The sequence below is a fragment of the Prevotella sp. oral taxon 376 genome (genome assembly GCF_003043945.1).
Classification (GTDB): domain Bacteria; phylum Bacteroidota; class Bacteroidia; order Bacteroidales; family Bacteroidaceae; genus Prevotella.
This window is the reverse complement of record NZ_PYXG01000003.1, coordinates 290,001-316,614: the sequence shown is the minus strand read 5'-3', so window position 1 is coordinate 316,614 and position 26,614 is coordinate 290,001. Positions and strand designations below refer to the sequence as shown.

The 26,614-nt window shown below is 51.2% G+C and carries 32 protein-coding genes and 3 pseudogenes; 15 read left to right on the top strand and 20 right to left on the bottom strand.

The window, feature by feature from the left end:
- From C7120_RS13745 to C7120_RS13695, 11 genes and pseudogenes are all read left to right on the top strand, one after another.
- Positions 1-237, top strand: a 237-nt coding sequence (locus tag C7120_RS13745) for a DUF3876 domain-containing protein (protein ID WP_146154281.1), incomplete at its 5' end; no start/stop codon positions are given.
- A gap of 23 nt (positions 238-260) precedes the next feature.
- Positions 261-890: a DUF4141 domain-containing protein gene (locus tag C7120_RS13740; RefSeq protein WP_025072698.1), complete on the top strand. Its 630-nt coding sequence runs from the start codon at positions 261-263 to the stop codon at positions 888-890.
- Between the two features lie 3 nt (positions 891-893).
- Positions 894-1,895: pseudogene (traJ, locus tag C7120_RS13735) on the top strand (conjugative transposon protein TraJ).
- 33 nt (positions 1,896-1,928) lie between these two features.
- A complete protein-coding gene (gene traK, locus C7120_RS13730; protein ID WP_004371727.1) occupies positions 1,929-2,552 on the top strand; it encodes a conjugative transposon protein TraK in 624 nt (207 codons plus the stop codon).
- A 6-nt stretch (positions 2,553-2,558) separates the two neighbouring features.
- Complete coding sequence (locus C7120_RS13725; protein ID WP_004371728.1) at positions 2,559-2,867, top strand: TraL conjugative transposon family protein; 309 nt, start codon at positions 2,559-2,561, stop codon at positions 2,865-2,867.
- On the top strand, positions 2,848-4,194 hold the full coding sequence (gene traM / locus C7120_RS13720; protein ID WP_004371729.1) for a conjugative transposon protein TraM: 1,347 nt from the start codon (positions 2,848-2,850) through the stop codon (positions 4,192-4,194). The genes C7120_RS13725 and traM overlap by 20 nt, the downstream gene beginning before the upstream one ends.
- 36 nt (positions 4,195-4,230) lie before the next feature.
- On the top strand, positions 4,231-5,217 hold the full coding sequence (gene traN / locus C7120_RS13715) for a conjugative transposon protein TraN (protein WP_004371730.1): 987 nt from the start codon (positions 4,231-4,233) through the stop codon (positions 5,215-5,217).
- Between the two features lie 2 nt (positions 5,218-5,219).
- A complete protein-coding gene (locus C7120_RS13710; RefSeq protein WP_004371731.1) occupies positions 5,220-5,795 on the top strand; it encodes a conjugal transfer protein TraO in 576 nt (191 codons plus the stop codon).
- 7 nt (positions 5,796-5,802) lie between these two features.
- Positions 5,803-6,705, top strand: coding sequence for a toprim domain-containing protein (locus C7120_RS13705; protein WP_004371733.1), 903 nt, complete (start codon positions 5,803-5,805; stop codon positions 6,703-6,705).
- Positions 6,702-7,205, top strand: coding sequence for a DUF3872 domain-containing protein (locus C7120_RS13700; RefSeq protein WP_004371735.1), 504 nt, complete (start codon positions 6,702-6,704; stop codon positions 7,203-7,205). Before C7120_RS13705 ends, C7120_RS13700 begins: the two co-directional genes overlap by 4 nt.
- Positions 7,202-7,729, top strand: a complete 528-nt coding sequence (locus C7120_RS13695; RefSeq protein ID WP_004371737.1) for a hypothetical protein — start codon at positions 7,202-7,204, stop codon at positions 7,727-7,729. Before C7120_RS13700 ends, C7120_RS13695 begins: the two co-directional genes overlap by 4 nt.
- 51 nt (positions 7,730-7,780) lie before the next feature.
- Here C7120_RS13695 and C7120_RS13690 read toward each other — a convergent pair whose 3' ends face one another.
- The 9 genes from C7120_RS13690 to C7120_RS13650 all read right to left on the bottom strand — a co-directional run bounded on the left by C7120_RS13690 (position 7,781) and on the right by C7120_RS13650 (position 11,463).
- Complete coding sequence (locus C7120_RS13690; protein WP_004371739.1) at positions 7,781-8,002, bottom strand: hypothetical protein; 222 nt, start codon at positions 8,000-8,002, stop codon at positions 7,781-7,783.
- Positions 8,003-8,119: 117 nt separating this feature from the next.
- On the bottom strand, positions 8,120-8,428 hold the full coding sequence (locus tag C7120_RS13685; RefSeq protein ID WP_004371741.1) for a hypothetical protein: 309 nt from the start codon (positions 8,426-8,428) through the stop codon (positions 8,120-8,122).
- Positions 8,429-8,482: 54 nt separating this feature from the next.
- Positions 8,483-8,785, bottom strand: coding sequence for a hypothetical protein (locus C7120_RS13680; RefSeq protein WP_004371743.1), 303 nt, complete (start codon positions 8,783-8,785; stop codon positions 8,483-8,485).
- On the bottom strand, positions 8,725-8,955 hold the full coding sequence (locus C7120_RS13675) for a DUF3873 domain-containing protein (protein WP_004293898.1): 231 nt from the start codon (positions 8,953-8,955) through the stop codon (positions 8,725-8,727). Before C7120_RS13675 ends, C7120_RS13680 begins: the two co-directional genes overlap by 61 nt.
- Before the next feature lie 19 nt (positions 8,956-8,974).
- On the bottom strand, positions 8,975-9,232 hold the full coding sequence (locus C7120_RS13670; RefSeq protein ID WP_004371745.1) for a hypothetical protein: 258 nt from the start codon (positions 9,230-9,232) through the stop codon (positions 8,975-8,977).
- Between the two features lie 24 nt (positions 9,233-9,256).
- Entirely contained in the window at positions 9,257-10,588 is a 1,332-nt protein-coding gene (locus C7120_RS13665; protein ID WP_028900990.1) for a PcfJ domain-containing protein, read from the bottom strand.
- Positions 10,585-11,001: a PcfK-like family protein gene (locus C7120_RS13660; RefSeq protein WP_004371748.1), complete on the bottom strand. Its 417-nt coding sequence runs from the start codon at positions 10,999-11,001 to the stop codon at positions 10,585-10,587. The genes C7120_RS13665 and C7120_RS13660 overlap by 4 nt, the downstream gene beginning before the upstream one ends.
- 13 nt (positions 11,002-11,014) lie before the next feature.
- Positions 11,015-11,236: a hypothetical protein gene (locus C7120_RS13655; protein ID WP_004371749.1), complete on the bottom strand. Its 222-nt coding sequence runs from the start codon at positions 11,234-11,236 to the stop codon at positions 11,015-11,017.
- Between the two features lie 11 nt (positions 11,237-11,247).
- Complete coding sequence (locus C7120_RS13650; RefSeq protein ID WP_008126037.1) at positions 11,248-11,463, bottom strand: hypothetical protein; 216 nt, start codon at positions 11,461-11,463, stop codon at positions 11,248-11,250.
- A gap of 676 nt (positions 11,464-12,139) precedes the next feature.
- Here C7120_RS13650 and C7120_RS14395 point away from each other — a divergent pair.
- Positions 12,140-12,353, top strand: a pseudogene (locus tag C7120_RS14395) (hypothetical protein).
- Positions 12,354-12,541: 188 nt separating this feature from the next.
- On the opposite strand, the gene tig reads toward C7120_RS14395, so the two are convergent.
- Together tig and lptB are read right to left on the bottom strand one after the other, a co-directional pair.
- Positions 12,542-13,897 (bottom strand): trigger factor, encoded by a 1,356-nt coding sequence (gene tig, locus C7120_RS13630; protein WP_107622199.1) that lies wholly within the window; start codon positions 13,895-13,897, stop codon positions 12,542-12,544.
- A 105-nt stretch (positions 13,898-14,002) separates the two neighbouring features.
- Positions 14,003-14,839: an LPS export ABC transporter ATP-binding protein gene (lptB, locus tag C7120_RS13625; protein WP_107622197.1), complete on the bottom strand. Its 837-nt coding sequence runs from the start codon at positions 14,837-14,839 to the stop codon at positions 14,003-14,005.
- A gap of 136 nt (positions 14,840-14,975) precedes the next feature.
- Between lptB and C7120_RS13620 the strand changes: the two genes are divergently transcribed.
- Both C7120_RS13620 and C7120_RS13615 read left to right on the top strand, forming a co-directional pair.
- A complete protein-coding gene (locus C7120_RS13620; RefSeq protein WP_107622196.1) occupies positions 14,976-15,734 on the top strand; it encodes an ABC transporter permease in 759 nt (252 codons plus the stop codon).
- 156 nt (positions 15,735-15,890) lie between these two features.
- The gene (locus C7120_RS13615; protein ID WP_107622194.1) at positions 15,891-16,676 is read left to right on the top strand and encodes an ABC transporter ATP-binding protein; all 786 of its coding nucleotides are present in this window, start codon (positions 15,891-15,893) and stop codon (positions 16,674-16,676) included.
- A 44-nt stretch (positions 16,677-16,720) separates the two neighbouring features.
- Here C7120_RS13615 and C7120_RS14265 read toward each other — a convergent pair.
- Positions 16,721-16,918: pseudogene (locus tag C7120_RS14265) on the bottom strand (RNA polymerase subunit sigma-70); the annotation flags it as partial.
- 183 nt (positions 16,919-17,101) lie between these two features.
- On the opposite strand from C7120_RS14265, the gene C7120_RS13610 reads away from it, so the two are divergent.
- Entirely contained in the window at positions 17,102-19,390 is a 2,289-nt protein-coding gene (locus tag C7120_RS13610) for a thiol protease/hemagglutinin PrtT (protein ID WP_107622192.1), read from the top strand.
- Positions 19,391-19,696: 306 nt separating this feature from the next.
- Here C7120_RS13610 and C7120_RS13605 read toward each other — a convergent pair whose 3' ends face one another.
- From C7120_RS13605 to C7120_RS13570, 8 genes are all read right to left on the bottom strand, one after another.
- Positions 19,697-20,185, bottom strand: a complete 489-nt coding sequence (locus C7120_RS13605) for a hypothetical protein (RefSeq protein WP_107622190.1) — start codon at positions 20,183-20,185, stop codon at positions 19,697-19,699.
- A 278-nt stretch (positions 20,186-20,463) separates the two neighbouring features.
- Positions 20,464-20,853, bottom strand: coding sequence for a hypothetical protein (locus C7120_RS13600; protein WP_107622188.1), 390 nt, complete (start codon positions 20,851-20,853; stop codon positions 20,464-20,466).
- Between the two features lie 50 nt (positions 20,854-20,903).
- Positions 20,904-22,217: a ribosome biogenesis GTPase Der gene (gene der, locus C7120_RS13595; protein WP_107622187.1), complete on the bottom strand. Its 1,314-nt coding sequence runs from the start codon at positions 22,215-22,217 to the stop codon at positions 20,904-20,906.
- A 143-nt stretch (positions 22,218-22,360) separates the two neighbouring features.
- Positions 22,361-23,245, bottom strand: coding sequence for a GTPase Era (gene era / locus C7120_RS13590; RefSeq protein ID WP_107622186.1), 885 nt, complete (start codon positions 23,243-23,245; stop codon positions 22,361-22,363).
- An 84-nt stretch (positions 23,246-23,329) separates the two neighbouring features.
- The gene (locus C7120_RS13585; RefSeq protein WP_107622184.1) at positions 23,330-24,349 is read right to left on the bottom strand and encodes a beta-ketoacyl-ACP synthase III; all 1,020 of its coding nucleotides are present in this window, start codon (positions 24,347-24,349) and stop codon (positions 23,330-23,332) included.
- Positions 24,349-24,534: a 50S ribosomal protein L32 gene (gene rpmF, locus C7120_RS13580; RefSeq protein ID WP_107622182.1), complete on the bottom strand. Its 186-nt coding sequence runs from the start codon at positions 24,532-24,534 to the stop codon at positions 24,349-24,351. The genes C7120_RS13585 and rpmF overlap by 1 nt, the downstream gene beginning before the upstream one ends.
- A gap of 28 nt (positions 24,535-24,562) precedes the next feature.
- Complete coding sequence (locus C7120_RS13575) at positions 24,563-25,084, bottom strand: DUF177 domain-containing protein (protein WP_107622181.1); 522 nt, start codon at positions 25,082-25,084, stop codon at positions 24,563-24,565.
- 247 nt (positions 25,085-25,331) lie between these two features.
- Positions 25,332-26,498, bottom strand: a complete 1,167-nt coding sequence (locus tag C7120_RS13570; protein WP_107622179.1) for a PAS domain-containing sensor histidine kinase — start codon at positions 26,496-26,498, stop codon at positions 25,332-25,334.
- Positions 26,499-26,614 lie beyond the last annotated feature (116 nt).

Below are 26,614 nucleotides of genomic sequence, written 5' to 3'. Positions count from 1 at the left end.
GTGCTTATCTACAAGGAGGGCGAAGCCTACAAGGTGACGGTGTTCCGCCGGAGCGGTCTGCGCCGCAAGCTGAAACCGGAAACCTATCTCTTGCAGGAGAAAACCGGCAACCTGTTCATGAACACCGGCTTCCGCATCGACGTGTCCTATAACGAGGCCACGGACGTGCTGACCTTCTCGCCGGGCGGCGACTATGTGCGGGTGAAACCGCAGCCGGGACACCCGACAGAAGAATAACAACCACTAAAATCCAAAGTAACATGAGAACAAGAATAACAATGATTATCTGCCTGTGCCTGCTTTTCGCAGGCAGGGCAAGCGCACAGTGGGTCGTAAGCGATCCGGGCAATCTGGCGCAGGGTATCATCAATGCCTCCAAAAACATCATCCATACCTCCAAGACTGCCACGAACATGGTGAGCAACTTTCAGGAAACGGTGAAAATCTATCAGCAGGGCAAAAAGTATTACGATGCTCTCAAATCGGTGAACAATCTCGTCAAGGACGCCCGCAAGGTGCAGCAGACCATCCTGATGGTAGGCGACATCACCGACATTTATGTAAACAGTTTCCAAAGGATGCTCCGTGATGGAAATTTCAGACCAGAAGAGCTGTCGGCAATCGCTTTCGGTTACACGAAACTGCTGGAAGAGAGCAACGAAGTATTGACGGAACTGAAGAATGTGGTGAACATCACCACGCTCTCCATGACCGACAAGGAGCGCATGGACGTGGTGGAACGCTGCCACTCGAAGATGAAGCGTTACCGCAACCTCGTAAGTTACTACACGAACAAGAACATCTCCGTGAGCTACCTGCGTGCGAAAAAGAAGAACGACCTCGACCGCATCATGGGGCTGTACGGAAACATGAACGAAAGATACTGGTAGCCTATGAATTTCGACAACCTTCACCAGATTCTACGTTCGCTTTACGAGCAGATGATGCCGTTGTGCGGAGACATGGCGGTGTGGCGAAAGGCATCGCCGGACTGGGTGCGCTGTTCTACGTCGCCTACCGGGTATGGCAGTCGCTGGCGAGAGCCGAACCGATAGACGTATTCCCGATGCTCCGTCCTTTTGCCATCGGTCTGTGCATCATGTTCTTCCCGACTGTGGTGCTGGGCACGATAAACAGCATCCTCTCACCCGTCGTACAGGGCACGGCAAAGATGCTGGAGGCGGAAACGCTGGACATGAACACCTACCGCCAGCAGAAGGACAAATTGGAATACGAGGCGATGATGCGCAACCCCGAAACCGCCTACCTCGTGTCCAACGAGGAGTTTGACAAGCAGCTGGAGGAACTCGGCTGGTCGCCCTCCGACATGGTGACGATGGCGGGGATATATCGACCGGGGAATGTACAACATGAAGAAAAACATCCGCGACTTCTTCCGCGAGATACTGGAATTGCTGTTCCAAGCCGCCGCCCTCGTGATAGACACCGTCCGAACCTTCTTCCTCGTGGTGCTGGCGATACTCGGTCCGATAGCCTTCGCCATATCGGTGTGGGACGGTTTCCAAAGCACGCTCACGCAGTGGATATGCCGCTACATACAGGTATATCTGTGGCTGCCGGTGTCGGACATGTTCAGCACCATACTGGCGAAGATACAGGTGCTGATGCTGCAAAGCGACATCGAGCGGATGCAGGCAGACCCGAACTTCTCGCTGGATTCGAGCGACGGGGTGTACATCGTGTTCCTCTGCATCGGCATCATCGGCTACTTCACCATTCCCACCGTTGCCGGCTGGATTATCCAAGCCGGAGGCATGGGCGGTTACGGTCGCAACGTGAACCAGATGGCGGGACGTGCCGGAGGAATGGCGGGCAGTGTTGCCGGAGCTGCGACAGGCAATATGATGGGACGTGCCGGCAAATTGCTGAAATAACAATCATGTAGAATCATTGAAACAGAATTAAGAATGGAATTTAAGTCACTCAGAAACATCGAATCATCGTTCAGGCAGCTACGCCTGTTCGGTATCGTCTTCCTCTCGCTGTGCGCTGTGGTGACGGTGTGGAGCGTGTGGAACTCCTACCGTTTCGCAGAGAAGCAACGGGAGAAAATCTATGTGCTGGACAACGGCAAGTCGCTGATGCTGGCTCTCTCTCAGGATTTATCGCAGAACCGCCCGGCGGAAGCACGGGAGCATGTGCGCCGCTTCCACGAGCTTTTCTTCACGCTGTCACCTGAAAAAAGCGCGATTGAACACAACGTAAAACGTGCCCTGCTGCTGGCGGACAAGAGCGTGTACCACTATTATTCGGACTTCGCGGAGAAGGGGTACTACAACCGCATCATCGCCGGGAACATCAACCAAGTGCTGAAAGTGGACAGCGTGGTGTGCGACTTCAACGCCTATCCCTACCGTGCCGTGACCTACGCCACGCAGAAAATCATCCGGCAAAGCAACGTCACCGAGCGCAGCCTCGTGACCACCTGCCGCCTGCTGAACGCATCGCGGTCGGACGACAACCCAAACGGTTTCACCATCGAGGGGTTCACCATCATCGAGAACAAGGATTTACAGACAATCAAACGGTAACAGGACATGAAAAGTATCAGAAAATCAATGTGGGGCATGTATTGGAAACTCCACGACAAACGGAAACGGCTGGTGGCAAGGCTCAAAGGGTATCTGGACGGTTTGCCGCCGGAAACACGCCGCCGCATCGTGCTGGGGATGCTCGCCGCCTTCGCGATGCTTGCCCTCTACACCTTCGGCAGAGCCGTCTATGACATCGGCAGAAACGACGGCTCACGTATGGATACGGGACATGCCGGACGGGTGGAACTACCGACCCCGGTGGAAACTGACAATCACTTAACACCTTATTTATATGGAACAGACGAAGAATGAATCAACGAAAGAGAACAAAGCCGCTCCCGACGCGGGAAAGCCGAAAAAGGAGCGCGAACCGCTGACAGAGGCGCAGCGGCTGAAACGGCAGAAGATGATAGTCCTGCCTGCTATGGTGCTGGTCTTCATCGGGGCGATGTGGTTGATATTCGCCCCTTCCTCCGGCAAGGAACAACCGCCGGGAACGGACGGCTACAACACCGAGATGCCAGACGCGGACAAGGCGAACCGGCAGATTATCGGCGACAAGCTGAAAGCCTACGAGCATGGGGAGATGGAAGAGCGGCTGGAGAGCCGCAACCGTGCCATCGGGCAGCTGGGCGACATGTTCGACCGCGAGATAGCGGGAACGGAGGACGGTACGGACTTCGACCTCGCCAATCCGGGCGGCAAGGAAGAAAGGGCAAAGCCTGCCACGCCGCAAACCATCCAATCCTCCGCAGCCGCCTACCGTGACCTGAACGCCACCCTCGGCAACTTTTACGAACAGCCGAAGAATGACAATGCGGAGATGGATGTGCTATTGGAGCGCATCGCCTCGTTGGAATCGGAACTGGAAAGTGAAAAAGGCAGGACTTCATCTATAGACGAACAGGTGGCACTTATGGAGAAGTCCTATGAGCTGGCGGCAAAGTACATGGGCGGTCAGAACGGTGGGAAGCCGGAACAGGCGGCAGAGCCTGCCACCGTGCAGAAGGGAAAGAAGAACACGGCGACACCCGTAAGGCAAGTGACCCGCCAAGTCGTTTCCTCCCTTGCACAGCCCATGAGCAACGCGGAGTTTGTCGCCACTTTCTCACAGGAACGCAACCGGGGTTTCAACACGGCTGTCGGCACGGCGGAGGTATCGGACAGGAACACCATCCCGGCGTGTGTGCATGAGGCGCAGAGCGTGACGGACGGGCAGACGGTAAGGCTTCGCCTGCTGGAGCCTATGGCGGTGGCGGGCAGGACAATCCCACGGGGTGCGGTGGTGGTCGGCACGGGCAAGATACAGGGTGAACGACTCGACATCGGGATCACCTCGCTGGAATACGACGGCACGATTATCCCCGTGGAGCTTGCGGTCTATGACACGGACGGACAGCCCGGCATCTTCATCCCGAACTCGATGGAGATGAACGCCGTCCGAGAGGTCGCCGCCAACATGGGAGGTTCGTTGGGTAGCAGCATCAATATCTCCACCAATGCCGGGGCGCAGCTCGCCTCCGACTTGGGCAAGGGGCTGATACAAGGAACGAGCCAGTACATCGCGGGGAAGATGCGCACCGTCAAGGTGCATCTGAAAGCCGGGTACAGGGTCATGCTTTACCAAGAAAAAGATTGAAATCAATAAAAAAATTACCACTAAAATCCAAAAGTAATGAGAAAAGTAATCATCATGTTTGCCCTCGCTATGGGCATCGCAACTGCCAACGCGCAGGAGAATGTAACCGTTGAAACGACCAACGGAAGTGAACAGCCGACCTTGACGAAGGAGGTCTATCCGCAGAAGGAGGCGGACGGAGACCTGTATCACGGTCTGTCGCGCAAGCTGACCTTCGACCGCATGATACCGCCGCACGGTCTGGAAGTGACCTACGACAAGACCGTCCACGTCATTTTTCCGGCGGAGGTGCGCTATGTCGATTTAGGCTCGCCCGACCTGATTGCCGGGAAAGCCGACGGAGCGGAGAACGTCATCCGCGTGAAGGCTACCGTAAGGAATTTTCCCAACGAAACGAATATGTCCGTCATCACGGAGGACGGCAGTTTCTACACCTTCAACGTGAAGTACGCCGCCGAACCGCTGTTGCTCAATGTGGAGATGTGCGACTTCATCCATGACGGCAGCACGGTGAACCGCCCGAATAACGCACAGGAAATCTATCTGAAAGAGCTGGGCAGCGAAAGCCCGATGCTGGTGCGACTTATCATGAAGTCCATCCACAAACAGAACAAGCGCGAGGTGAAGCATATCGGCTGCAAGCGTTTCGGCATCCAGTATCTTCTCAAAGGCATCTACACGCACAACGGATTGCTCTATTTCCACACGGAGATAAAGAACCAGAGCAACGTGCCTTTCGATGTGGACTACATCACTTGGAAAATCGTGGACAAGAAGGTGGCGAAGCGTACCGCCGTGCAGGAGCAGATCATCCTGCCGCTCCGCGCGCAGAACTACGCCACCCTCGTGCCGGGCAAAAAGAGCGAGCGCACGGTCTTCACGATGGCGAAGTTCACCATCCCCGATGACAAGTGCCTCGTGGTGGAGCTGAACGAGAAGAACGGCGGCCGTCACCAGTCCTTCGTGATTGAGAACGAGGATTTGGTACGTGCGGGTACCATCAACGAACTTCAAGTGCGCTGACCATGAGAAAGTACATCGCAATAATCATCGCGTCGCTTGCCCTTTTTACAGGGCAGGCGCACGCCCAGCGGTGTCTGCCGAAGATGCAGGGCATCGAGGTGAGGGCGGACATGGCGGACGGCTTCAATCCCGGCGGCAAGGACGGCGGGTACAGTTTCGGGGCGGCTCTCTCCACTTACACGAAGAGGGGGAACAAGTGGGTGTTCGGTGGCGAATACCTCCTGAAAAACAATCCCTACAAGGATACCAAGATACCCGTGGCGCAGTTCACGGCGGAGGGCGGATATTACTTCAAGATACTGTCGGACGCCCGAAAAATCGTGTTCGTCTATGCCGGGGCTTCGGCTCTCGCCGGATATGAATCGGTGAATTGGGGGAATAAGGTGCTGCATGACGGCTCCACGCTGCACGACCGGGACGCCTTCATCTACGGCGGTGCGCTGACGCTCGATGTGGAGTGCTACGTGACAGACCGTATCGCCCTGCTTGCCAACCTGCGTGAGCGTTGCCTGTGGGGTGGCGACACGCGGAAGTTCCACACGCAGTTCGGGGTCGGCGTCAAGTTCATCATCAACTGACACGGGCATGGAACGGACGGAAATAGATGCTATCAGAAGGATGCCGCTTGCGGATTTTCTCGCACGGTTGGGGCATGAGCCTGTCAGAAGGAGCGGTAACGAGCTGTGGTATATCGCCCCGTACAGGGGCGAGCGCACCCCCTCTTTCCGTGTGAACGTGGCGAAACAGCTTTGGTACGACTTCGGTTTGGGCAAGGGCGGTGACATCTTCACGCTTGCCGGGGAGTTTCTGCAAAGCGATGACTTCATGAAGCAAGCGAAGTTCATAGCGGAAGCCGCCAATATGACGGTTGCCGGATGGGAAAAGCCCGCCTATCTCCCGAAGCCGACCGAACCTGTCTTTGAGGATGTGGAGGTCGCTCCGCTGTTTCGTTCACCGCTGACGGAGTATTTAGAGGAACGAGGCATACCAATCGGAGTAGCATCCCGCCACTGTTGCCGCCTGAACTACAGTGTGCGTGGAAAACGGTATTTCGCTGTCGGTTTCCTGAATATGGCAGGTGGATATGAAGTCCGAAGCCGATATTTCAAGGGGTGCATCCCGCCAAAAGATGTGTCTTTGGCAAGGACGAAGGAAATCCCGGCTGACGAGTGCCTCGTGTTTGAGGGCTTCATGGACTTTCTCTCCGCCGTGACGCTTGGCGTAACCGGTAACGCTGACTGCCTTGTACTGAACTCTGTCGCCAACGTGGAGAAGGCGGCGGGATTGCTGGACGGCTACGGGCGCATCGGATGCTTCCTTGACCGTGACGAAGCCGGACGGCGGACGCTTGACGCTCTTGCCAAACGGTATGGGGCGCATGTCGCCGACCGTTCCTCCCTCTATGGCGGTTGCAAGGACTTGAACGAGTATCTGCAACAGACAACGAAAAAACAGAAAAACAACCATCTAAAAATCGAAGAAAAATGAACATACTGAACAACAGAAACAAGAGAACAAATATCTTTAAGGTGGTGGCGTTATGCCTGATAGCCGCTGTGTCATTCACCATCGTGTCGTGCGATGACGACATGGACATCCAGCAGTCCTATCCCTTCACGGTGGAGGTCATGCCCGTGCCGAACAAGGTGACGAAGGGGCAGACGGTGGAAATCCGCTGTGAGCTGAAAAAGGAGGGCGACTTCGCTAACACGCTTTACACCATCCGCTATTTTCAGTTTGAGGGAGAAGGAAAGTTGAAAATGGATAACGGCATCACCTTCCTGCCTAACGACCGCTACCTGCTGGAGAACGAAAAGTTCCGCCTGTACTACACGGCGGAGGGCGAAGAGGCGCACAACTTTATTGTGGTGGTGGAGGACAACTTCGGCAACTCTTTCGAGTTGGAATTTGACTTCAACAACCGGAATGCAAAGGATGACGGTTTGACCATCGTTCCCATCGGCAACTTCAGCCCCTTGCTAAAATGATGCGTGTATTCATGACAATGCTCTGTTCGCTTCTGACGGTCTGTTTTGTGTCCGCACAGATCAGCCGCCAAGAGGGAACGGACGGGCAGGCGGCAATCTACCGGCTGTCTCTATTCGAGAGGGCGGTACGATGCACGAAGTATTTTGAGGGATGGCACTCGGAAAAGCACCACCCATACGTGGGTTGGGGTCACAAGATTTTGCCGGGCGAAAGGTACTCGGCACGAACCATGACGAAGCGGCAGGCGGACGCGCTCCTGCGGAAAGACCTGCGGAAGTTCTGCGCGATGTTCCGGCAGTTCGGGAAGGATAGTCTTTTACTTGCCACGCTTGCTTACAACGTGGGTCCATACCGGCTTTTGGGTAGCAAGACAATCCCTAAAAGCACCTTGATAAAGAAGCTGGAGGCTGGCGACAGGAACATCTACCGGGAGTATGTAGCCTTCTGCAACTACAAAGGAAAACGCCACGCCATGCTGCTCAAACGGAGAAAGGCGGAGTTTGCACTGCTGTATATCCCGTGACTGTAAATGAAAATCCGATGAAGCCGCCAACTTCATCGGATTTTCCGCTTTTCATACATTCGGGATTGTACCCGTATCTATCACGTCACCATCCCTGCAAAATTCGATGCTTCCGGGTGTAAATCCCATGCTCCCGATTGCGATGTGACGGATATAGTCCGCATACTCCCTACCTTGAAAATTCTTTCCCGTAAGGTTTTTGAAAATCATCTTTATGCTTATGCCGTCGTTGCCGTGCAAGATGATTTTTCCGTCCTGCCTGATTGTTTCCATAATAAAAACTTGTTTTTGTGAATAATATCGCAGATTGGCACAGAGGTTTCTTTGCTACTTTCTTTGTCCGCCATCATGCTCACCGAAAGAAAGTAGGGCGGCTCTCGCCGCCGCAACTCAAAAGCGTGTGTAAAGTCCCGTCACCATCGTGAATATTTCTTCCAGCATATCAAAATAGATGCCCTCGTGTACGGCAATGTACTTTTCCTTGCACTCGAAAGTCTTTTTGCTGAATGTCCTGCGGTAGAACCGCATATTGTAGAGGTCTGCCCCCGCATCATAGATGATGTCAAGGCGGTTGGCACTTGTCTTGTTCCGTGTAAGGCTCATCCGTAAGCCGTTGCCCATGTCGATGAAATCACGGCTACCCGTCATGGCGGTAAATCTTCTTCCGCCTATCTGCTGTAATATCGTCTGTGCTATCATTAACCGTTGTTTTTAGGGTTTTAAGTGTTGGCGGTGTCCGCACCGCCAACTTGTTCAAAATTCTCGCATCTCGGCAATGGGTGTCTGCCGTTGCAGCCACTCTTTCACACATTCCATATTATACTCGCTCGTGATGACTGCCGTATGGCTGTCGGTGGCGGTGAAACGTGTGCTTTCGTAATCATCTATCCACCCTTTGAGGGTGTCAGTTCCCCACGCTTGGGCATCGTCAAAGATACCGTCCAATGCCGTGATAGGTTCGCTGAATTTGACTATCAGCGTTTGATAGGTCGTGTTCATCGGTTGCCCTCCTTTCCCTGCTTTGCGTTCAGCCACTTGTCCCTTGCGGTTCGGCACTCGTCCAATGTGGTTTTTACACAAGCGAACAATTCTCCGTCCGTGTGGCGGTAGTCGTATTGCACAAGTGTCCGCCTGCGTCTGCCGATACCCGATTGGAAACGCTCGTATTTCTCCGTACCTGCTTCCGTGCAGGTACTTACTCCGTTGATGGTCATTCGTGTTGCCATAATGTTGCTTTTTAGATGGTTAAAAATGTACTGACAGAACTCTGTTCTTCATCACCATTTCGGGGTTGCTCGTGTAGCGTTGGTGCAGGTAGAAATGGTGTGAGCCGAAGCCGTAAAGGAAGAACTTGTCAAGTTCGTGCTTCTCGGCAAACTCCTTTACGCTCTTTCTCAATTCCCCCTCACTCGTTGTGAGAGTGAGGAGGTTTACAAATTCAAGGAACAATGCAGGGATTTTATCGTCCCACACACAAATCATGCTTTCAATTCTTACTTCCATATCAATGTTGTTTTAGGGTTGATGCTATGCCACTTTCATCCGCTCACGGATAAGGTTGGCGTTCTTATTCACAAGGTCTATGATGCGCTCGTGGTATTCGGTGTCTTGGTTGTACTTGCCGTGGCACTGCACCACCTTGAGTGTCCGCAAATCCACCTCTACGGTTTCAATTATCTCACCGCCAATCCTTGCCGAGAGTATGAGGGTGTCGGCTTTCTTGTAGTATTCACTGCCGAACACGCAGATGTTCTGTGCCTTGCCCTCGCTGTAATACTCGTCTATACTTTCAAGCACCTTGATGATTATTTCCTCGTCCGTGATTACCAATCCGAAGAATTTGGATTTGTTGGCGATGAAATCCTCCGCATCTTTTTCCCTTTGCAGTTGCCGCTGTTGCTCACGCTCACGCCTTTCAATCTCCCAGCGGCGGCGTTGCTCGGCTCGTTCCTTCTCGTGTATGGTTTCAATCTTTCGGGTTGCGTTGTCGTGTGCCGCCATGAAATCTTCGGGGCAGATGTTCTTCGGGTTGCGGAGGTCTTGACCGAGTTTGTTGAGCATACGCAGATAGTCGCACCACATGGAGAAGTTGTCTATCAGATACTTGTGACGCTTGGCAATCAGATATGATGCCCAGCATTCATCGGCAGTACGGGCATTGAAAAGAAAGTGTTTCATAACCTCAATCTCACCGCCTTTCATAAGGGTTTCAATTCTTGGGTCTGAAAGCAAGGCTTTGAAAAGACGCACGGGGGAAATGCCGTGGAAATCGCCCTTGAAGCCGTTGCGTCTGAGTTGGGGTAATACCCTCATTTTGGGATATGCACAGCTTCTTGCCACAACATCATCGTATAGGCTGTTGTGCGGTCTTATCTCCATCGCGCTGCACAATGCCCATACATCGCAGTAACAGAATGTGAAGCCACGGAGCAACGCCATGTCCGTAACCTTACCGTCGGGTGAAATCCAACGCTGCACAACCTCGTGGCAATAGAAGTGCATCGGCTCGCCTTTCCTGCTCTCGCATCTGACCTGCGCCACACGGATTACCTGATAGCCTTTGCAGGTGGTTATCACGCTGAAATACTGCGTTTCCTTGTAGATACGTTTGCGTGTGTCCTGCACTTTGAGTTCGGCATGGCATTTGGGGCAGGTGCAACCTTCAAGGGTGTCGCACAGTACGCTGTCGCTGTGCCACTCGTGACCGCAGTCGGAGCAGGTGATGTTCCCTTTCTTGGTGCGGTAGCCTATATGTTCAATGCAGTGGCGGTATGCCCATTCAATTTGTGTCGTTGATATGGGGCGGAGGTTGGCTGAAAGTCTTGCCACCTCTTTCTGTATCTTGGTCTTCGGTTTCATAAGCCTAAATCAAATAATGAGGGTTGGGGGTGGGTTTCTTTTCTCGCTGACGGTCTGTTGCGGTTCTGCAACTTGCGGAGTTCCTCCTCTTGGTATCTGCGGACTGCATTCTGACGTGCCTCCGCCTTTTCCTCTTCCGTGAGTTCCACAACATGGTTCACCACCACTTGGCAGTTCATAGGTTTGCCCACCTCTATCTCGTTTTCCTCATAGTAGTGGATGACTTGCCCGAATATCTCTCCGTCCGTGAAGCCGCTGCAACCGCTTTTCTGCACATAGTTCAGAATGTGGGTCACACACTCGTCTATGTTTTTGGCAGGGTTGCGGTACTTCTTCGCAAAGAGCGTATCTTCCTCCGCCCGCTGTTCCAGATACATTTGTATCGTTCTTTTGAAATGGTCTGTTCCTTTCATATCGCTGTCGTTTTTAGATTGTCTGTTTAAGTATCTCTCTCCAATAGGTCGGCTCTACCTCGCTGAGAAGGAAGTCCATGAAGTCCCTCCGTGCGTCCTTGTTCAGTTCGTGGTACAATCTTCGGAAAGTGCTAAAATTGCCGTTGATGTACGTTTCCACCATATACACGAAGATGTTGTCCACCTCGTAATATTTGCACTGCTGCGCTACCGTCTTGCAGTTTCTCTTTGCCATGTCGGTAAGGGTTAAAGGGTGAATAACCAAAGGATGAAGCCGAAGAAGGCAATGGTGAAAAGGATAGCCACGATTACACCTATCGCCACTCGGAACACTCCGTTTACAATCTCTCTGATGATGCCCCAAAGGATGCCGAACACCCCGAAGGCGGTGCGCATCATCAAGCCGCATATCGCCAACCCGATGTATTGCGCCACTTGTCTGAAATTTGCCGTTGCTGTCATATCTTCGCTGTTTTTGATTTTTTTGTTTTTTATGCGGATTCAAGAGCTGAGGGAGTTGAGTTTCAAACTATCTTATCTGCCTCTCGTTTATCCGACATTTTTTTTATGCGTCTTTCTGTCGCATCGGTCGTTTTCGTTTCGGGTGCTTGAAAAGGTAGGGATTAGGGAATGCAAGGTTTTTCGGTCAAAATACTACCCGCAGGGCTGGAGATTTTTACCGAAAACAGGAGGCTTGACCTTGCTTTCCCGTCCAATCCCGGAATTACCTTTGCGCCCAGAACGGAAATGACTGCCTGATGCGGCTCACTGAAAGGCGCAAAAATGGAGGTAAACGAAAACAGAGGCTGATTGGGTAGAAAAAACTTCAGGGAAAAATCCGTAAAAAAGGAATCACCAAAAGGAAAAAGACATCACCGGAAGCGTGAAAAGGGCAAACCACTACAAAGGAAGTATGATTGTTTTCCGATCCGACAGGACTTGTCCAGCCGGGCGACAACAATCATTCTTCCCGGATTGCCCGCTGTGTGTGGCTACCTGTTTCATTCATGGGGCAGGCGGACACACTCTGCATTCACTTTCCGCTTCCGGCAAAAGGGACAGCGAAAAAAAAAAATCATCTGAAAACCCGTAAAAGCACCTCTTGGCATAGGCGCAAAAGAAAGGGGCATTGCTTCATCTGTCTAAACATCGTTTAGGCGTGAGGCAATGCCCTTTTCTCCGGCTATGCGGTAGTTGGCACACGTTTGTTCCAAACTCGTTTTGGGCAATGGTGTGCCGACGGATAATACCGCTTTTACGGAAAAATCTTATGAATGAGGGGATAAAAATCTGGGAGTTTATATCAAAATCTCGGATTAAATAGCTACTTTTGCATACGAAGAGTTCTTTGAAGGTTACGCAACGCGCAGAAGGATAATGCAGTAGATAACTAACTAAATCGTAACCTATTACTATCAAGAGCGATTAACCAACGCTCATTTCCAATAAATTACACTCTTTTCGTAACTTCTTAGAACAAAGATACAAAAAAAAGTTGATAACCCCTTGTTTGAAGAAGATTTTTTATAAAAAAATAGTATTATGGCTCCATCAACTTGTTGAAGTCGTCTAAAGAGATGCTCTTGGTATTGAGTTTTACCACTCCTTTGAGTATCTCGGTGAGCTTGCGGTCGATGGCGCGATCTACGAAGGGTTGTACGCCCTCTTGCTTTTTCAGCATCTCGTTTGCATAGTTTTCCACATATTCATCCGGCACATTGTTCATGCCATACTGGGCAAACTGTGCGCGAGCGGCCTCCTTGGCAGCGTCCTTTACTTCCGCGTCGCTGATCTTGATGTCATGGGCTGCTACGAGGCGCTCCTTGATTAAGTGCCAAGTAAGTTCCTTGAGACTTGCCTCATAGTTCTTGTCAACAAACTCCTGCCCCTTGTCCTTGTTGTTGGTAAGCATGATGCGCTTCAAGATTGCGTCTGGATACTCCAGCTTCCCGACCTTCTTCTCACAATGAGTACGGACATCCTGAATGAACTTGAAGTCGCTGTCGGTAGCCAGCTGTGTCTTCAGACCTTCCGCTATCTTCCCGCGGAAGTCGTTCTCATCCTTGCAAGAGTCCTTGCCATAGACAGAATCGAAGAGTTCCTGGTCGACTGCATGCTTCTGAAAATGATTGATCTCCGTTATCTGATAGCTGAAGTTACCCGTGTGCTCGGCCACCAGCTCACGCTCTACTTTCAATAGGGCAGCGACCTCCACGTCGCTTTCCGGGTAGGCCTTGCGCGGATTGAAGGTGATGATATCACCGGCCTTGGCACCATCGAAGAGCTTTTTCTGGTCTTCCCCCTTGATATACGACGGCATCAGCATGGCTCCCTCAACGGTGAGACCACCTTCCTTGGTATTGCCGTTCTCGTCGAGTTCACGGAGGTCGCCTTTCATGGTGTCGCCTTCTGTATACTGCTCAACCGATACATACTTACCCGTCTGCGACGCAAACATATCAACTTGACGGTCGATCAGCGCGTCATCAACCGTAATATCATAATAGTCTATCTTGTCGCGGCCGGTAAGCTCGCATTTGAACTCTGGTGCTACGGCGATATCAAACTTGAAAGTATACGGACCCTCCTTTTCGATGTCTACAGATTCCTGTTGATCAGACGGCAGCGGATCGCCCAGCATCTGAATCTTATTGTCCTTCACATACTTATAGATCTGCTCACCAATGAGTTTGTTGACCTCATCCATCTTTACCGATGCGCCGAACTGGCGCTTGATAAGGCTCATGGGAACCATGCCCGGACGGAAGCCGGGAACATTCGCCTTCTTGCGATAATCCTTTAATGTCTTCTCGACATTAGCGGCATAATCGGCCTCCTCTACTGTAATTGTCAACAGTCCATTGACCTTGTCAGGGTTTTCAAATGAAATATTCATCTCTGATGTTAATTATATTTATTATTTTTTACTTGCTCGAATCGGAGTGCAAAGATACTCATTTTAAACGACAATACCTAACCAATATACGAGAAATTTGTTTTTTTAACCAACTTCTTCCTCCGCCCTTTCCATGGTAGTTTCTGCCTCCTCGACAATTTCCTCAGCCTGTTCATCTTCCTCATTAGGTTTAAATCTGCGGAGAGTGAAGTTCTCACTGAGGTAGTTCTTGCGAACTACAGGATTTGCAGCAAGTTCCTCGGGATTACCTTGAAACAGGATGCGCCCCTCAAAGAGCAGGTAGGCGCGATCGGTAATGCTAAGGGTTTCCTGCACATTATGGTCGGTAATGAGGATTCCGATGTTGCGGTACTTCAGCCGCCAGACAATGTGCTGGATATCTTCCACGGCGATGGGATCGACTCCGGCGAAGGGTTCGTCGAGCATGATGAACTTCGGACTGATGGCGAGGCAACGGGCAATCTCCGTCCGCCGTCGCTCACCTCCAGAGAGCTGATCACCCTTGTTCTTCCGAACCTTGTTCAGGCGGAACTCCTTAATTAGGCCTTCCAGCTGACCGAGCTGCTCTTCGTGAGACAACTCCGTCATCTCCAAAACCGACATGATGTTGTCCTCGACACTCATCTTGCGGAATACGCTTGCCTCCTGAGGCAGATATCCGATGCCTGCACGAGCCCGCTTGTAAACGGGATAGTCGGTGATTTCCTGATCGTCGATATACACATGCCCCTCGTTAGGAACCACCAAACCGGTCGTCATATAGAATGAAGTGGTCTTGCCCGCCCCGTTCGGACCCAGCAAACCCACGATCTCGCCTTGCTTCACATTGATGGAAACCCCGTTGGCAACCGTCCGCTTGCCATAGCGCTTCACCAATCCCTCGGTTCTCAAGACAGAACCAGCTTTTCTTTCCTCGCTCATAACGAATTCTGTAATTATGGCACAAAATTACTAAAAATACGGCTAAATACCCTTATAAATTCAAAAACTATTGGGAATATTGCAGTTTTTTAGCGGATTTTGGTTACTTTTGCAACAGGAAACAGATAAAAAAGAGATGCTGATAACTCATTTACTGAAAAAATATCTCACCACCCTAGGCAGGTATCTCATTTTGATGGGACGCTCGTTCGCCATTCCCGATAAGATGCGCATGTTCATGAAGCGCTATGTCAAGGAGATGTCTCAGCTGGGCGTTGACTCCATCCCCATCGTTTTGCTGATATCTTTCTTCATCGGAGCCGTCATCTGCATCCAGATGAAGGTGAACATTGAGAGTCCGTGGATGCCCCGCTGGGTGGCAGGATATACCACTCGCGAAATCATGCTCCTCGAGTTTTCCAGCTCCATCATGTGCCTGATTCTGGCTGGAAAGGTGGGTTCCAATATTGCCTCCGAACTCGGCACGATGCGTGTAACACAGCAGATAGACGCTCTTGACATCATGGGCGTGAACTCCGCCAACTACCTGATACTCCCAAAGATACTCGGCCTGGTAACCATCATGCCGTTTCTGGTCATCTTTTCGTCGACCATGGGTATCATCGGCGCTTATGGCACTTCCTATATAGGGCACATCATCGCGCCGGCCGACCTTACCGCAGGCATCCAACATGCTTTCAACTCGTGGTTCATGTACATGAGCATCATCAAGAGCCTGTTCTTCGCCTTCATTATCGCCAGTGTCTCCAGCTACTTCGGATACTCGGTCGAGGGCGGTTCCGTAGAGGTCGGTAAAGCCTCCACCGATGCCGTCGTATGCAGTTCCGTGCTGATTCTCTTCTCCGATGTCTTCCTTACGCAGGTGTTGAGTTAGAACTTCAAGGAGTTGAAGAATCTATATAGAAGAAGCGAGCAAGTTACTTAATGTATACAGCAATGGAATTTTTAAAGACCACGCCATCCACGATTAATTACATATCCCGCATCCGTCTTAACTCCTTAACTCTTTAACTCCTTAACTCCAAGATACATGATCGAAGTAAGAAACCTCACCAAGACATTCGAGGACAAGACTGTCCTCCATGATATCAACGCAATATTTGAGACTGGCAAGACCAACCTCATCATCGGACAAAGCGGATCGGGCAAGACCGTCCTGATGAAGAACCTCGTGGGATTGCTTGACCCCACAGAGGGCAAAGTGCTCTACGACGGACGCGACTTCGTAATGATGACCAAGCGAGAAAAGGTGATGATGCGCCGGGAAATGGGCATGGTGTTCCAAGGCTCGGCACTGTTCGACTCGCTCTCGGTAAGAGACAATGTGCAATTTCCGCTTGACATGTTCTCCTCAATGAACAACTATGAGCGTGTGAAGCGGGCTCGGGAGTGCCTCGACCGCGTGGATCTGCTCGACGCAGAGAACAAATTCCCCGGCGAGATATCAGGAGGTATGCAAAAGCGGGTAGCCATTGCCCGAGCCATCGTGCTCAATCCCAAGTACCTTTTCTGCGACGAGCCTAACTCGGGACTGGACCCGAAAACCTCGCTCGTCATCGACGAGCTGCTCTCGGGCATCACCAAGGAATTCAACATTACAACGATTATCAACACGCACGACATGAACTCCGTGATGGGCATCGGCGAGAACATCATCTTCATCTATAAGGGACGCAAGGAATGGCAAGGCAACAAGGAAGAAGTCATCGGCGCGACGAACAAGAAACTGAACGACTTGGTCTTCGCCTCCGACCTCTTCCGCAAGGTAAAGGAAGTGGAACTGGAGGAGGAACAGAAAATTCACGAACAGAAATAGGAAACCCGCAGAAACATCAGATGCTGCTATCTCCATGAGAAGCAATAATTAATCAGTATTGTACGCAGCATTTTCCTTGCCCTGAACAACCGGGAAGAAAAACTGCATGGATTGATACCAGGCAGTTCTCCGCTATCCTTATGGGAAAAACCGGCAAGAAGCAAGAGCTTGAATACCTCCCAGTTTCCTCTTGGAAAAGTATCAATTACTGATAACAATAGACTCAACTCGATATTTTTGTTATTTCTCATTGTTTTCATGCCCCACCTCACATACAGGTATGCAAATGGGCGATTTTCCGTTTTTTATTTGTACCTTTGCACCCGTCTTATCACGAAACATAAACTTAAAAGACAAGTTCGAGACAAGTCGACAGGCAAGTTACGGACAAAAAAGAAACAATATTAAAACAATTTTTCAGGAAAATGACTCAAAAGAACATGTCTCACAAGTGCAGACAGGACCGTCAGTCCAACCGATTCTTTACTCCACTTCGCCTCGCATTTGTGTTGTCGGCACTCGTGTTTCCCACCTTTCAGCCGCTCCACGCCAAGCAGGTTTCAGCCCGGCAGGCACTCAACATCGCCCGGAAATACATTACACCCGACCGCCGTTCGGCAGTTGCGCCGCAGACCCGAAGCGGCAGACAGCCGGCAGCAGAGCCCTTTTATGTATTCAACGATGCGCGGGGCAAAGGCTATGTCGTAGTTTCGGGCGACGATGCCATGGGCGAAGTCCTCGCTTACAGTGATGCGGGAAAGCTGGACACGCTCAATGTCAATCCCGGCGTAAAACTATTGTTACAAGCCTATCGCGAGAGTTTTGCTCAGCTGCAACAGACGCCCGCCACTGCACAACCCGCCACACGCACGCTGCCCGCTTACAAAGCCGTGGCTCCGCTGCTGACATGCGAGTGGAATCAGACATACCCATACAATAAAAACACGGGCTATCTCTACACCGGATGCGTGGCCACGGCAATGGCACAGGTAATGTTCTATCACAAATGGCCCGCTCAGGGACAAGGCGAAAACACCTATACCGTGGCGCACGATAAAAAAGTGAAGCATGCTGATTTCAGCCTCTCTCACTACGACTGGGAGAACATGAAGGACATCTACGACTATCATAATCCTTCAACCCCCACCGAGAAAGAAGCCGTCGCGCTGCTGATGAGCGACATAGGCATCGCCACCAACATGCAATATACTCCCCATGCAAGCGGCGCGTATAATGAGCAGGCTGAAAGCGCATGGAAAAAGCACTTCGACTATACCACGGCTTTCGTAACAAGATCCGACGAAGGAACGGCGGGATTCACTGAAATCGTACGACAGGAACTGCTCAATGGATTTCCCGTTTACCTTGCGGGCTTTTATTCCGTTGGATCCAGCGGACACGCATGGGTAACCGACGGAATAGACGCTAAGGGACTCTTCCACATGAACTTCGGCTGGGGCGGACAGAGCGACGGCTATTTCTCGTTGACGGCGACAGATGTTGCGCAGAGCGGAAGCGAGTTCGGCGGACGCCCGTTATCGTTCAAGGTAGGACTGATTGCCATCTTGGCTCACCCCAACAAGGCGGATACGAAGCCTATAGACCCCTCGTTGCTTGCAGACAGTCCGAAACTAAGATTCACAATAGGAGGCAGCCTCATCCTACCCGAAGGACACGCCAAATCCTTTGCCGTGAAAGAGATGCCGGCTGTGGAGATGACCGATTTCATCAACAAAGGCCGCAACTTCAGAGGCGACATCGGCGTCGGCATCTTTGACATGAACGGAAAGATGCTCACCCCCTGCGCGTCCGACGACCACGAGACGGGCGGCTTTACCGATCGGATGTTCGGGCAATACGACAACGGCTTCATGAGGAAAGACAATGTGATCATTACTCCTCAAAAGATAAAGGTAAACCTTACAGCCCCCACGAAACTGGACGACGGCTATTATCAGCTCCTGCCCATCTGCGTGCCTAAGAAAGACGACGGAAGCTGGGGTGAATGGGGACGCATGAAGCAGGCTCCACGCATAGTGATTGAAATCAGCAACGGCACCGTGCGGGTGGTGGAAGAAGGCTTTTTCAATGCCGGATTCCAACTCACCGAGCAACCCTCGACAATGCATATCAAGCCGGGAAGCGAAGAGAAGGTATACTTCTCCGTAAGAAACAAAGGCGGATTGGAGCGCACCTGCTATGCCAAGCTCCAACTGCTCAATGCCGACGGAACCGTCGCACTCGAAGTTCGGCGCGATCAGAAGATGGAGTTCGCCGGATTCGATACCACCCTGCTCCCATTCACCGTGAGCATCCCCGACTTGTTTGCCGAGGGCAAATACCCAGTCAAGCTCGAATTGATTGAAGAAAATGGCAACGGCGGCATCGACGACCCCACAGCTGACCATTACACCGTAGCCAAGGTATATGGCAAAGACGACACCGTCTTCAACATCTCGCAGCAGACCACCGGCATTGACAACGCAACGAGCCCCGACTTACATCTGACCAACGACGGCAACACTCTCACCCTGCAAGGGAGCCGTCTGCAATGGGCGAAACTCTTCGATCTCAACGGCCGGATGCTCAAATACTTCCCCATCGCTATGCAAAACCAGGCAAGCCTCTCGCTTGCCGACCTTGCGCCGGGCATATATCTCGTGCAGATAGCGGACAACGGGCGCACCCGCACCCACCGTTTCATCAGACAATAACCCTTCGCTTGCCTCCTCTCAAGGAGATTCATTAAATTGACAACTGAATCCTCAAGAGAGCCTGCGCAACATATAAAGGGTGGAAAGACGCAGCATTCGCTTCTTTCCACCCTTTCACCTTTTCAGGAATCGGAGGCAACAGATTCTCCCGCCTCCCGTTGATTTCGTTCCACGCTCTTACCGACTATGCCGCCCTCATGAGAATCCCTTAAGTCCGGATTACAGGGAAGATTACACGGCAAATGCCTTCAAATCAGAATCTAAGAGATCCGGATCCATCTTTCGATACAGCGTGCTTATTCCATCCTATTTTCCCACATCATAGGTATAATCCAGGTCTGCGCTGAAGTGGAAATCCATTTTTACCTCCTTGCCCGACGGCGTCCTGACGACAAGGGTGTAGTCGCCGTCCTGCAAGGGACCTATCTCCGTGGTCAGATCATAGGTGCAAACGCACTTAGCCTCCTCGCCCTCGGCGGTCTCCGTCAGCACGATCCGGTTGCCATCCAACTGTACGCTTGCGTTGAATCTGCTTGCGCAATTGGCCACTAAATCCTGATGGGTAACCCTCAGGATGCCGTCGGCCGATCCCTTGCAGACTATCCGCTCCGCCCGACCAAGGATATCCGGGGCAGTCGCCTTGTTGCTCTCTGTAGTGACTGCCGTCCCCTTGCAGCCCGAGTTTGAGATGTTTCTCACGACGAGATTGCTCCCGCCGCCATTGTCGTTACCACATGCGGAGAACATAAAGAGCAACGCCAAGACCGGGACAATAATAACAAAACGCTTCGTCATAATCCGTATTTTTTTGAAAACTTGTACTTCACAAATATAGGAAATATATCCGGAAGTCTACCAAAAAATAACTTCATTTAACCATCTCCGCAGCATGAGGCACGGCGTCCGCCTGCCTCCGTGCGACAAGGGAACACCCATCCGCATGGCTTGAGGATACCCCCGGAAAAGTAAAATCCCAGACTTTAGTGAGTAAAATCTGAGATTTCAGTTTGTAAAGTCTGTGATTTTAGTCTATCGGAAGTAGTCTCCGGCATTCCCGATCGTGGTTATTACGATCAGCGCAGATACCAGAGGCCGTCCTGAAAGACCATCGGGACAACCACTTCCTCACTCGTGCTGTCGCCATAGAGGAAGGTCAGAAACACATTTCCCGCATGCCTTGCGGTGTCTACATCTGCCCGCACGACATCCACCCGGCGGATGCCACGGTGCTCGCTCTGCTGCTGCCCGACGAACATCTTCGCGTTGGCGACGAGCTGCTCACGATAAACGGCAGGAATGCTGTCAGGCTGGTAGTGCCCGTCTACAAACTGCTCGTACTTTCCTTCGAGCAACTGATCATAATAGGCCTTGGCCGCCCGGGCGGCAATCTCATTCTGCGACGGCGCATCCTGACAAGCGCAGAGCAAGACAAGACCGACGACAGAAAACAAAATCTTCTTCATATCTTTTCTTGGAAAGCCCTTCCCCGGCGAAGGGAAAGGGATGAGGGTTCTTACTTCTGACGGATAAACACATTGATGGGACACCCATGCATCGACCAGTTATCGCGTATCTTATTCTCCAGGAAGCGGCGGTAAGGCTCCTTTACATACTGCGGCAGGTTGGCATAGAACACAAATGAGGGTATCTGCGTGTTGGGCAGCTGGGTGCAATACTTGATTTTGATATACTTACCCTTTATCGAAGGCGGCGGCGTCTGCTCGATGAGCGGCAGCATCACCTCATTGAGCTTGGAGGTTCCCACATGCGTCCGACGGTTCAGATAGACCTGCTTAGCAGTCTCCAGAACCTTGAAAATGCGCTGCTTGGTCAGTGCCGAGACAAAGATTATGGGGAAATCTACAAACGGGGCCATGCGGTTTCGAATCGCCATCTCAAAGGTGCTGATGACCTTCTGGTCCTTATCCTGCACCAAGTCCCACTTGTTTACTACCACCACGAGCGACTTGTTATTCTTCTGGATGAGCTGGAAAATGTTCATGTCCTGCGCCTCGATGCCGCGCGTAGCGTCGATCATGAGGATGCAGACATCACTGTTCTCGATGGCACGGATGCTTCGCATGACGGAATAGAACTCCAGATCCTCGGAAACCTTGTTCTTACGGCGGATGCCGGCCGTATCGACAAGGTAGAAATCGAAGCCGAACTTATTGAAACGGGTATAGATGCTGTCGCGGGTGGTGCCCGCAATCTCGGTTACGATATTGCGGTCTTCGCCGAAAAAGGCATTGATGAGGCTTGACTTACCCACGTTCGGACGGCCTACGACGGCAAACCTCGGGATGTCGTCCTCCACCTCCTCCTTGTTCTCGGCAGGGAGCTTGTCGAGCATCACATCCAGCAGATCGCCGGTGCCGCCGCCCGTAGCGGCGCTGATGCACTGCGGGTCGCCCAGTCCCAGTTTGTAGAACTCGGCGGCCTGATAATAGTTTGCGCTGTTGTCCACCTTATTGGCCACGAGGATGACGGGCAGCTTCGCCCGCCGCAGAATAAGTGCCACATCCTCGTCCCAGTCGGTAAGCCCGGTCTCCACATCCACTAAGAAGAGCACCAGATCGGCCTCTTCCGTGGCCACCTTCACCTGCCGACGGATGGCATCCTCAAATATATCGTCGGAGTTTACGACCCAGCCACCGGTATCAACGACGGAAAATTCTTTTCCGTTCCAGATGCACTTGCCATACTGGCGGTCGCGGGTGGTACCGGCGGTATCGCTTACGATAGCGCGGCGAGACTGTGTCAATCGATTGAAAAGCGTAGACTTGCCTACATTCGGACGACCTACGATTGCTACTAAATTTGCCATTTTGCTTGTTTAATTTCTGAAGTTATACATTCTTCGGCCCTCCATTAAGGAGAGTATGCCCTCGTTTCATTCAGGGCCCAATCATTTTTAATCTATTCCAAGAGTATGTCCGCCCCCTGGATCCGTATAGGCCGGAGACGGAATCACGAGCCCGGATTGTAGCCGAAATTGGTGAGTTCTCGCTGGGAATTGCGCCAATCCTTATCCACCTTCACAAAAATCTCGAGGAAAATTTTCTTTCCGAAGAAGCGCTCAAGGGCCTTCCGCGCTTCGGAACTGACCTTTTTCAAGGCCACACCTTGATGCCCGATGATGATTCCTTTCTGCGAATTGCGCTCTACATAGATGAGGGCGTTGATATGAACCATCTTCTCTTCTTCCTTGAAATGTTCCACCACGACTTCTACGGAATAGGGAACTTCCTTGTCATAGTAAAGCAGTATCTTCTCGCGGATAATTTCCGAGACGAAGAATCGTGCGGGCTTGTCGGTCAACTGGTCCTTGTCAAAGTAGGCGGGCGACTCCGGAAGCAGCTCCTTGACACGCTTCAAAAGCATGTCGATGCCGAACTTGTTCTTGGCAGAGATAGGCAGGATCTCGGCATTGGGCAGTAGCGTGTGCCACCTCTCCACGATGTTTCCAAGCGATTTCTGGTCGGTCTCGTCAATTTTGTTAATCAGGAGGAGTACGGGAATCGTCATCTTGGCCACCTTGTCGAGAAAGTCCTTGTTCTTCTCGGGAGTCTCCACGACATCAGTTACATAAAGCAAGACATCGGCATCAGCCAGTGCCGACTCCGAAAAAGCCAGCATCATCTCCTGCATCTTGTAGTTGGGTTTCAGTACACCCGGCGTGTCGGAAAAGACAAGCTGGCACTCCTCGTCGCTCACGATGCCCATGATGCGATGACGGGTAGTCTGTGCCTTGAAGGTGGCTATACTCAGTCTTTCGCCCACCAGCTGATTCATCAGCGTACTTTTTCCCACATTCGGGTTGCCCACGATATTTACAAAACCTGCCTTATGCATACTTCCTGTTTTTTATGAGAACAAAAAACGCATCGTCTTAAGATTCTAAGAAGGATGCGTTTCTTGATTAATCTTTTTCGGAATTCACTTGTTTGCCACTGCGGAAGCTCCGTCGTAAGCCCATTTATAGTATGAGGCTCCGTGGACAAATCCCGCTCCGAAAGCCGTAAAGATTACATTGTCGCCTTTCCGGAATCGTTCCTCATTATCCCAGACAGCCAATGGAATGGTTGCAGCACTGGTATTGCCGTAACGCTCGATATTAATCATCACTTTATCGAGAGAGATGCCTGCATGTTTGGCTACCGCCTCAATGATACGGAGGTTGGCCTCATGAGGAACCACCCAATTTACATCCTGATCCGACAAACCGTTCATCTGCATGATTTCAAGGATGTCCTTGCTCATGCTGGTAACGGCATAACGGAACACCGTGCGTCCCTCCTGGTAGAGGTAATGGAGACGATGGTCCACTGTGAAATGCGATGGCGGACATACTGAGCCGCCTGCTTTCATGTGGAGGAAAGGAAGCCCTTTGCCGTCGGTTCGCAGGAACGAGTTCTGTACGCCGACATTTTCCTCGGTCGTAGCTTCTACCAAAACGGCCCCAGCTCCGTCACCGAAGAGCACACAGGTCTGCCGATCCGTATAGTCAATCAGCGATGACATCTTGTCGGCCCCTACCACGATAATCTTCTTGTAGCGCCCACTCTGAATCATCGAGGCAGCTATGTCGAGGGAATAAAGGAAGCCGCAGCACGCCGCTTCGAGGTCGAAGGCGAAGGCGTTCTTCAGTCCCAGTTTCCCAATAACGATGGAAGCCGTAGAGGGGAACTTGTAATCTGGAGTGGTGGTCGTAACGATGAGAGCATCTATGGAGTCGGGGTCTACGCCCGTTTTCTGAATAACCTGCTTGGCGGCCTTACGGGCCATATAGCTGGTTCCAAGTCCCTCCTCGGTGAGGATGCGGCGTTCCTTGATACCTACGCGAGTTGTTATCCATTCATCACTGGTGTCCACCATGCGTGCCAACTCCTCATTGGTGAGAATATAGTCGGGCACATAGCCGCCGACACCTGTGATAATCGCGTTGATTTTCTCCATTATTCAACAGCTTCCTTTACGATAGCGACCTTGCCTCTATAGTAACCGCAGGTCGGGCAGACTGTGTGGTATACATAATATGCACCACAGTTAGGGCATACTGCCAATGTTGGCATTTCAGCCTTGTCATGAGTTCTTCTCTTCCGTGTACGGGTCTTTGACTGTCTTCTTTTAGGATGTGCCATAATTGTTTAATTTTTAATCTTTTATTTTTTAATCTTTCAATTTCGCAAGTGTTGCCCAACGGGGATCCACAGGCTTCTCGCCTTCCTCCTCACCTCTTCGAGAGGCCGAATGTTCCTCAAGAACCTTCATCATGGCAGGGTTACATTTTCCTGGTGCATGCACATGCCTGATAGGAATGCTGAGATTTACAAACTCATAGATGAGCCATGCGACATCAAGTATTCCTTCGTCCTCATCAACGGTTACGAGGTCATCATCCTCTGAGCCCTCTTCTCCAAACTTCACCCATAGGCGGTTTTCGGCCTCTACCGGCTGCTCCATTTCGTCAAGGCAAAGGTTACATTGAACAATTGCCACGCCAGTTATATGGAAGTCAAGTTGGAAGGTGTCGTCCGTCCGATGTATCGAAATCACCGTATGCAGATTACCTTTGCGGATATCCGGGGCGTCAACGGCCTCGAAAAATCCGTCATCCAGATCAAACTCCAGAAGGCTTTCTCCCTCTTTCAGGTCTTTCAGGTCAATCTTCAACGACTCTATACTGGACATAACTCCACTTTGGATTGCAAAGTTACTACTTTTTTCCGATAATTGATAATTTTATCTGAAAAACTTTATCTTCAGCCCTAATTTCCACCTTATTATAGAGTTCTCAAGGAAGGGGAAAAGTGCTTTCTCTGACAAAAATGGGAAGCCATAAAACAAAAGGCGGCTAAAAGCCCGGCAAAAGGCGGCTAAAAGGCGAGCTTCTAACGGCTAAGAGAGGAGTAAAAGACCGCTTCCAACAAAAGCCCCGCTATTTTCTCAATTCAATCCTGAAAGTCGTGCCCTTTCCCATCTCAGAACTCTTGACATAAATTCTCCCCTTGTGATATTCCTCCACGATTCTCTTCGCCAGACTGAGCCCCAGTCCCCAACCACGCTGCTTGGTAGTGAAGCCTGGGCGAAACACATTGCCAAGGTCTTTCTTCCGGATACCTTTACCCGTATCCGAGACTTCTATAACAGCCTTGTTAGCAGCATCTTCTACATGCAGTACTATCATTCCATGCTCTCCTCCCATGGCATCGACGGCATTCTTGGCAAGATTCTCGATTACCCACTCAAAGAGTGATGCGTTCAGGTTTACAATAATGTCCTGATCGGGAAAATCTTTTATCATCTCCACCTTCCTTGAAGTTCTGCGATCCATGTAATCGATGACATGATCCATAACCTCGTTCAGGTTCGTAGGCACCAGCTCTGGCAGAGAGCCTATCTTGGAAAAACGGTCCGCGATAAGCTGCAGTCTCTTTACATCCGTGTCCATCTCGGGCAACAGTTCGTCGTTCGGGTAATTTTCCTTCAGCATCTCCATCCAGGCCATCAGGCTCGAGATGGGGGTACCCAGCTGATGGGCCGTCTCCTTGGAAAGGCCGACCCACACCTTATTCTGCTCTGCCCGCTTGGAGGTGAGCAGGGCGAATATGGCAATGACGACGAAAATAAGGACAACTCCCAACTGTACGAACGGATAGATTTCCAAACGCCGGAGCATGTTGGAATCATCATAACAAACATCGATATAGTCTGACTTGATTGAATCATCAAGCTGAATACGGATATAACGGCCGGCCTCTAATAACTGCTGGCCTATGAATGCGGACTCCCTCAGGCTATCTACTCGGCTCCGTGCCTTCATATCCACATTCCTGAAGGTCTGCACCTGCTGTCTGGAATCCATCACGATGATAGGAATGGTATGGTTTTCATTAATGACTTTCAGTACAAGATTCAGGTCGGTATTCTCATCGGCGTTATTTAAAGAGCGCATGGCCTCGGCCCACACCTCCACCTTATTTCTTTCTTCCTCCTCCAAATCACAGGTCAGGAAATGGGAAATAACGAGTGAGACTACCGCTATGAGGATAGCGGCGACTACCAGCAGAATCTTCACCTGGCGAATACGGTCTGTCCATTGCATACACCCTATTAACGCTCTGCTCTACATTTTATTGCTTTGACGACCCGCAAGCTACAGGCCACAGGTTGTGAAATATCATAACAAGAAGCGGATACTGAAAAATGAGGATCAGAAAA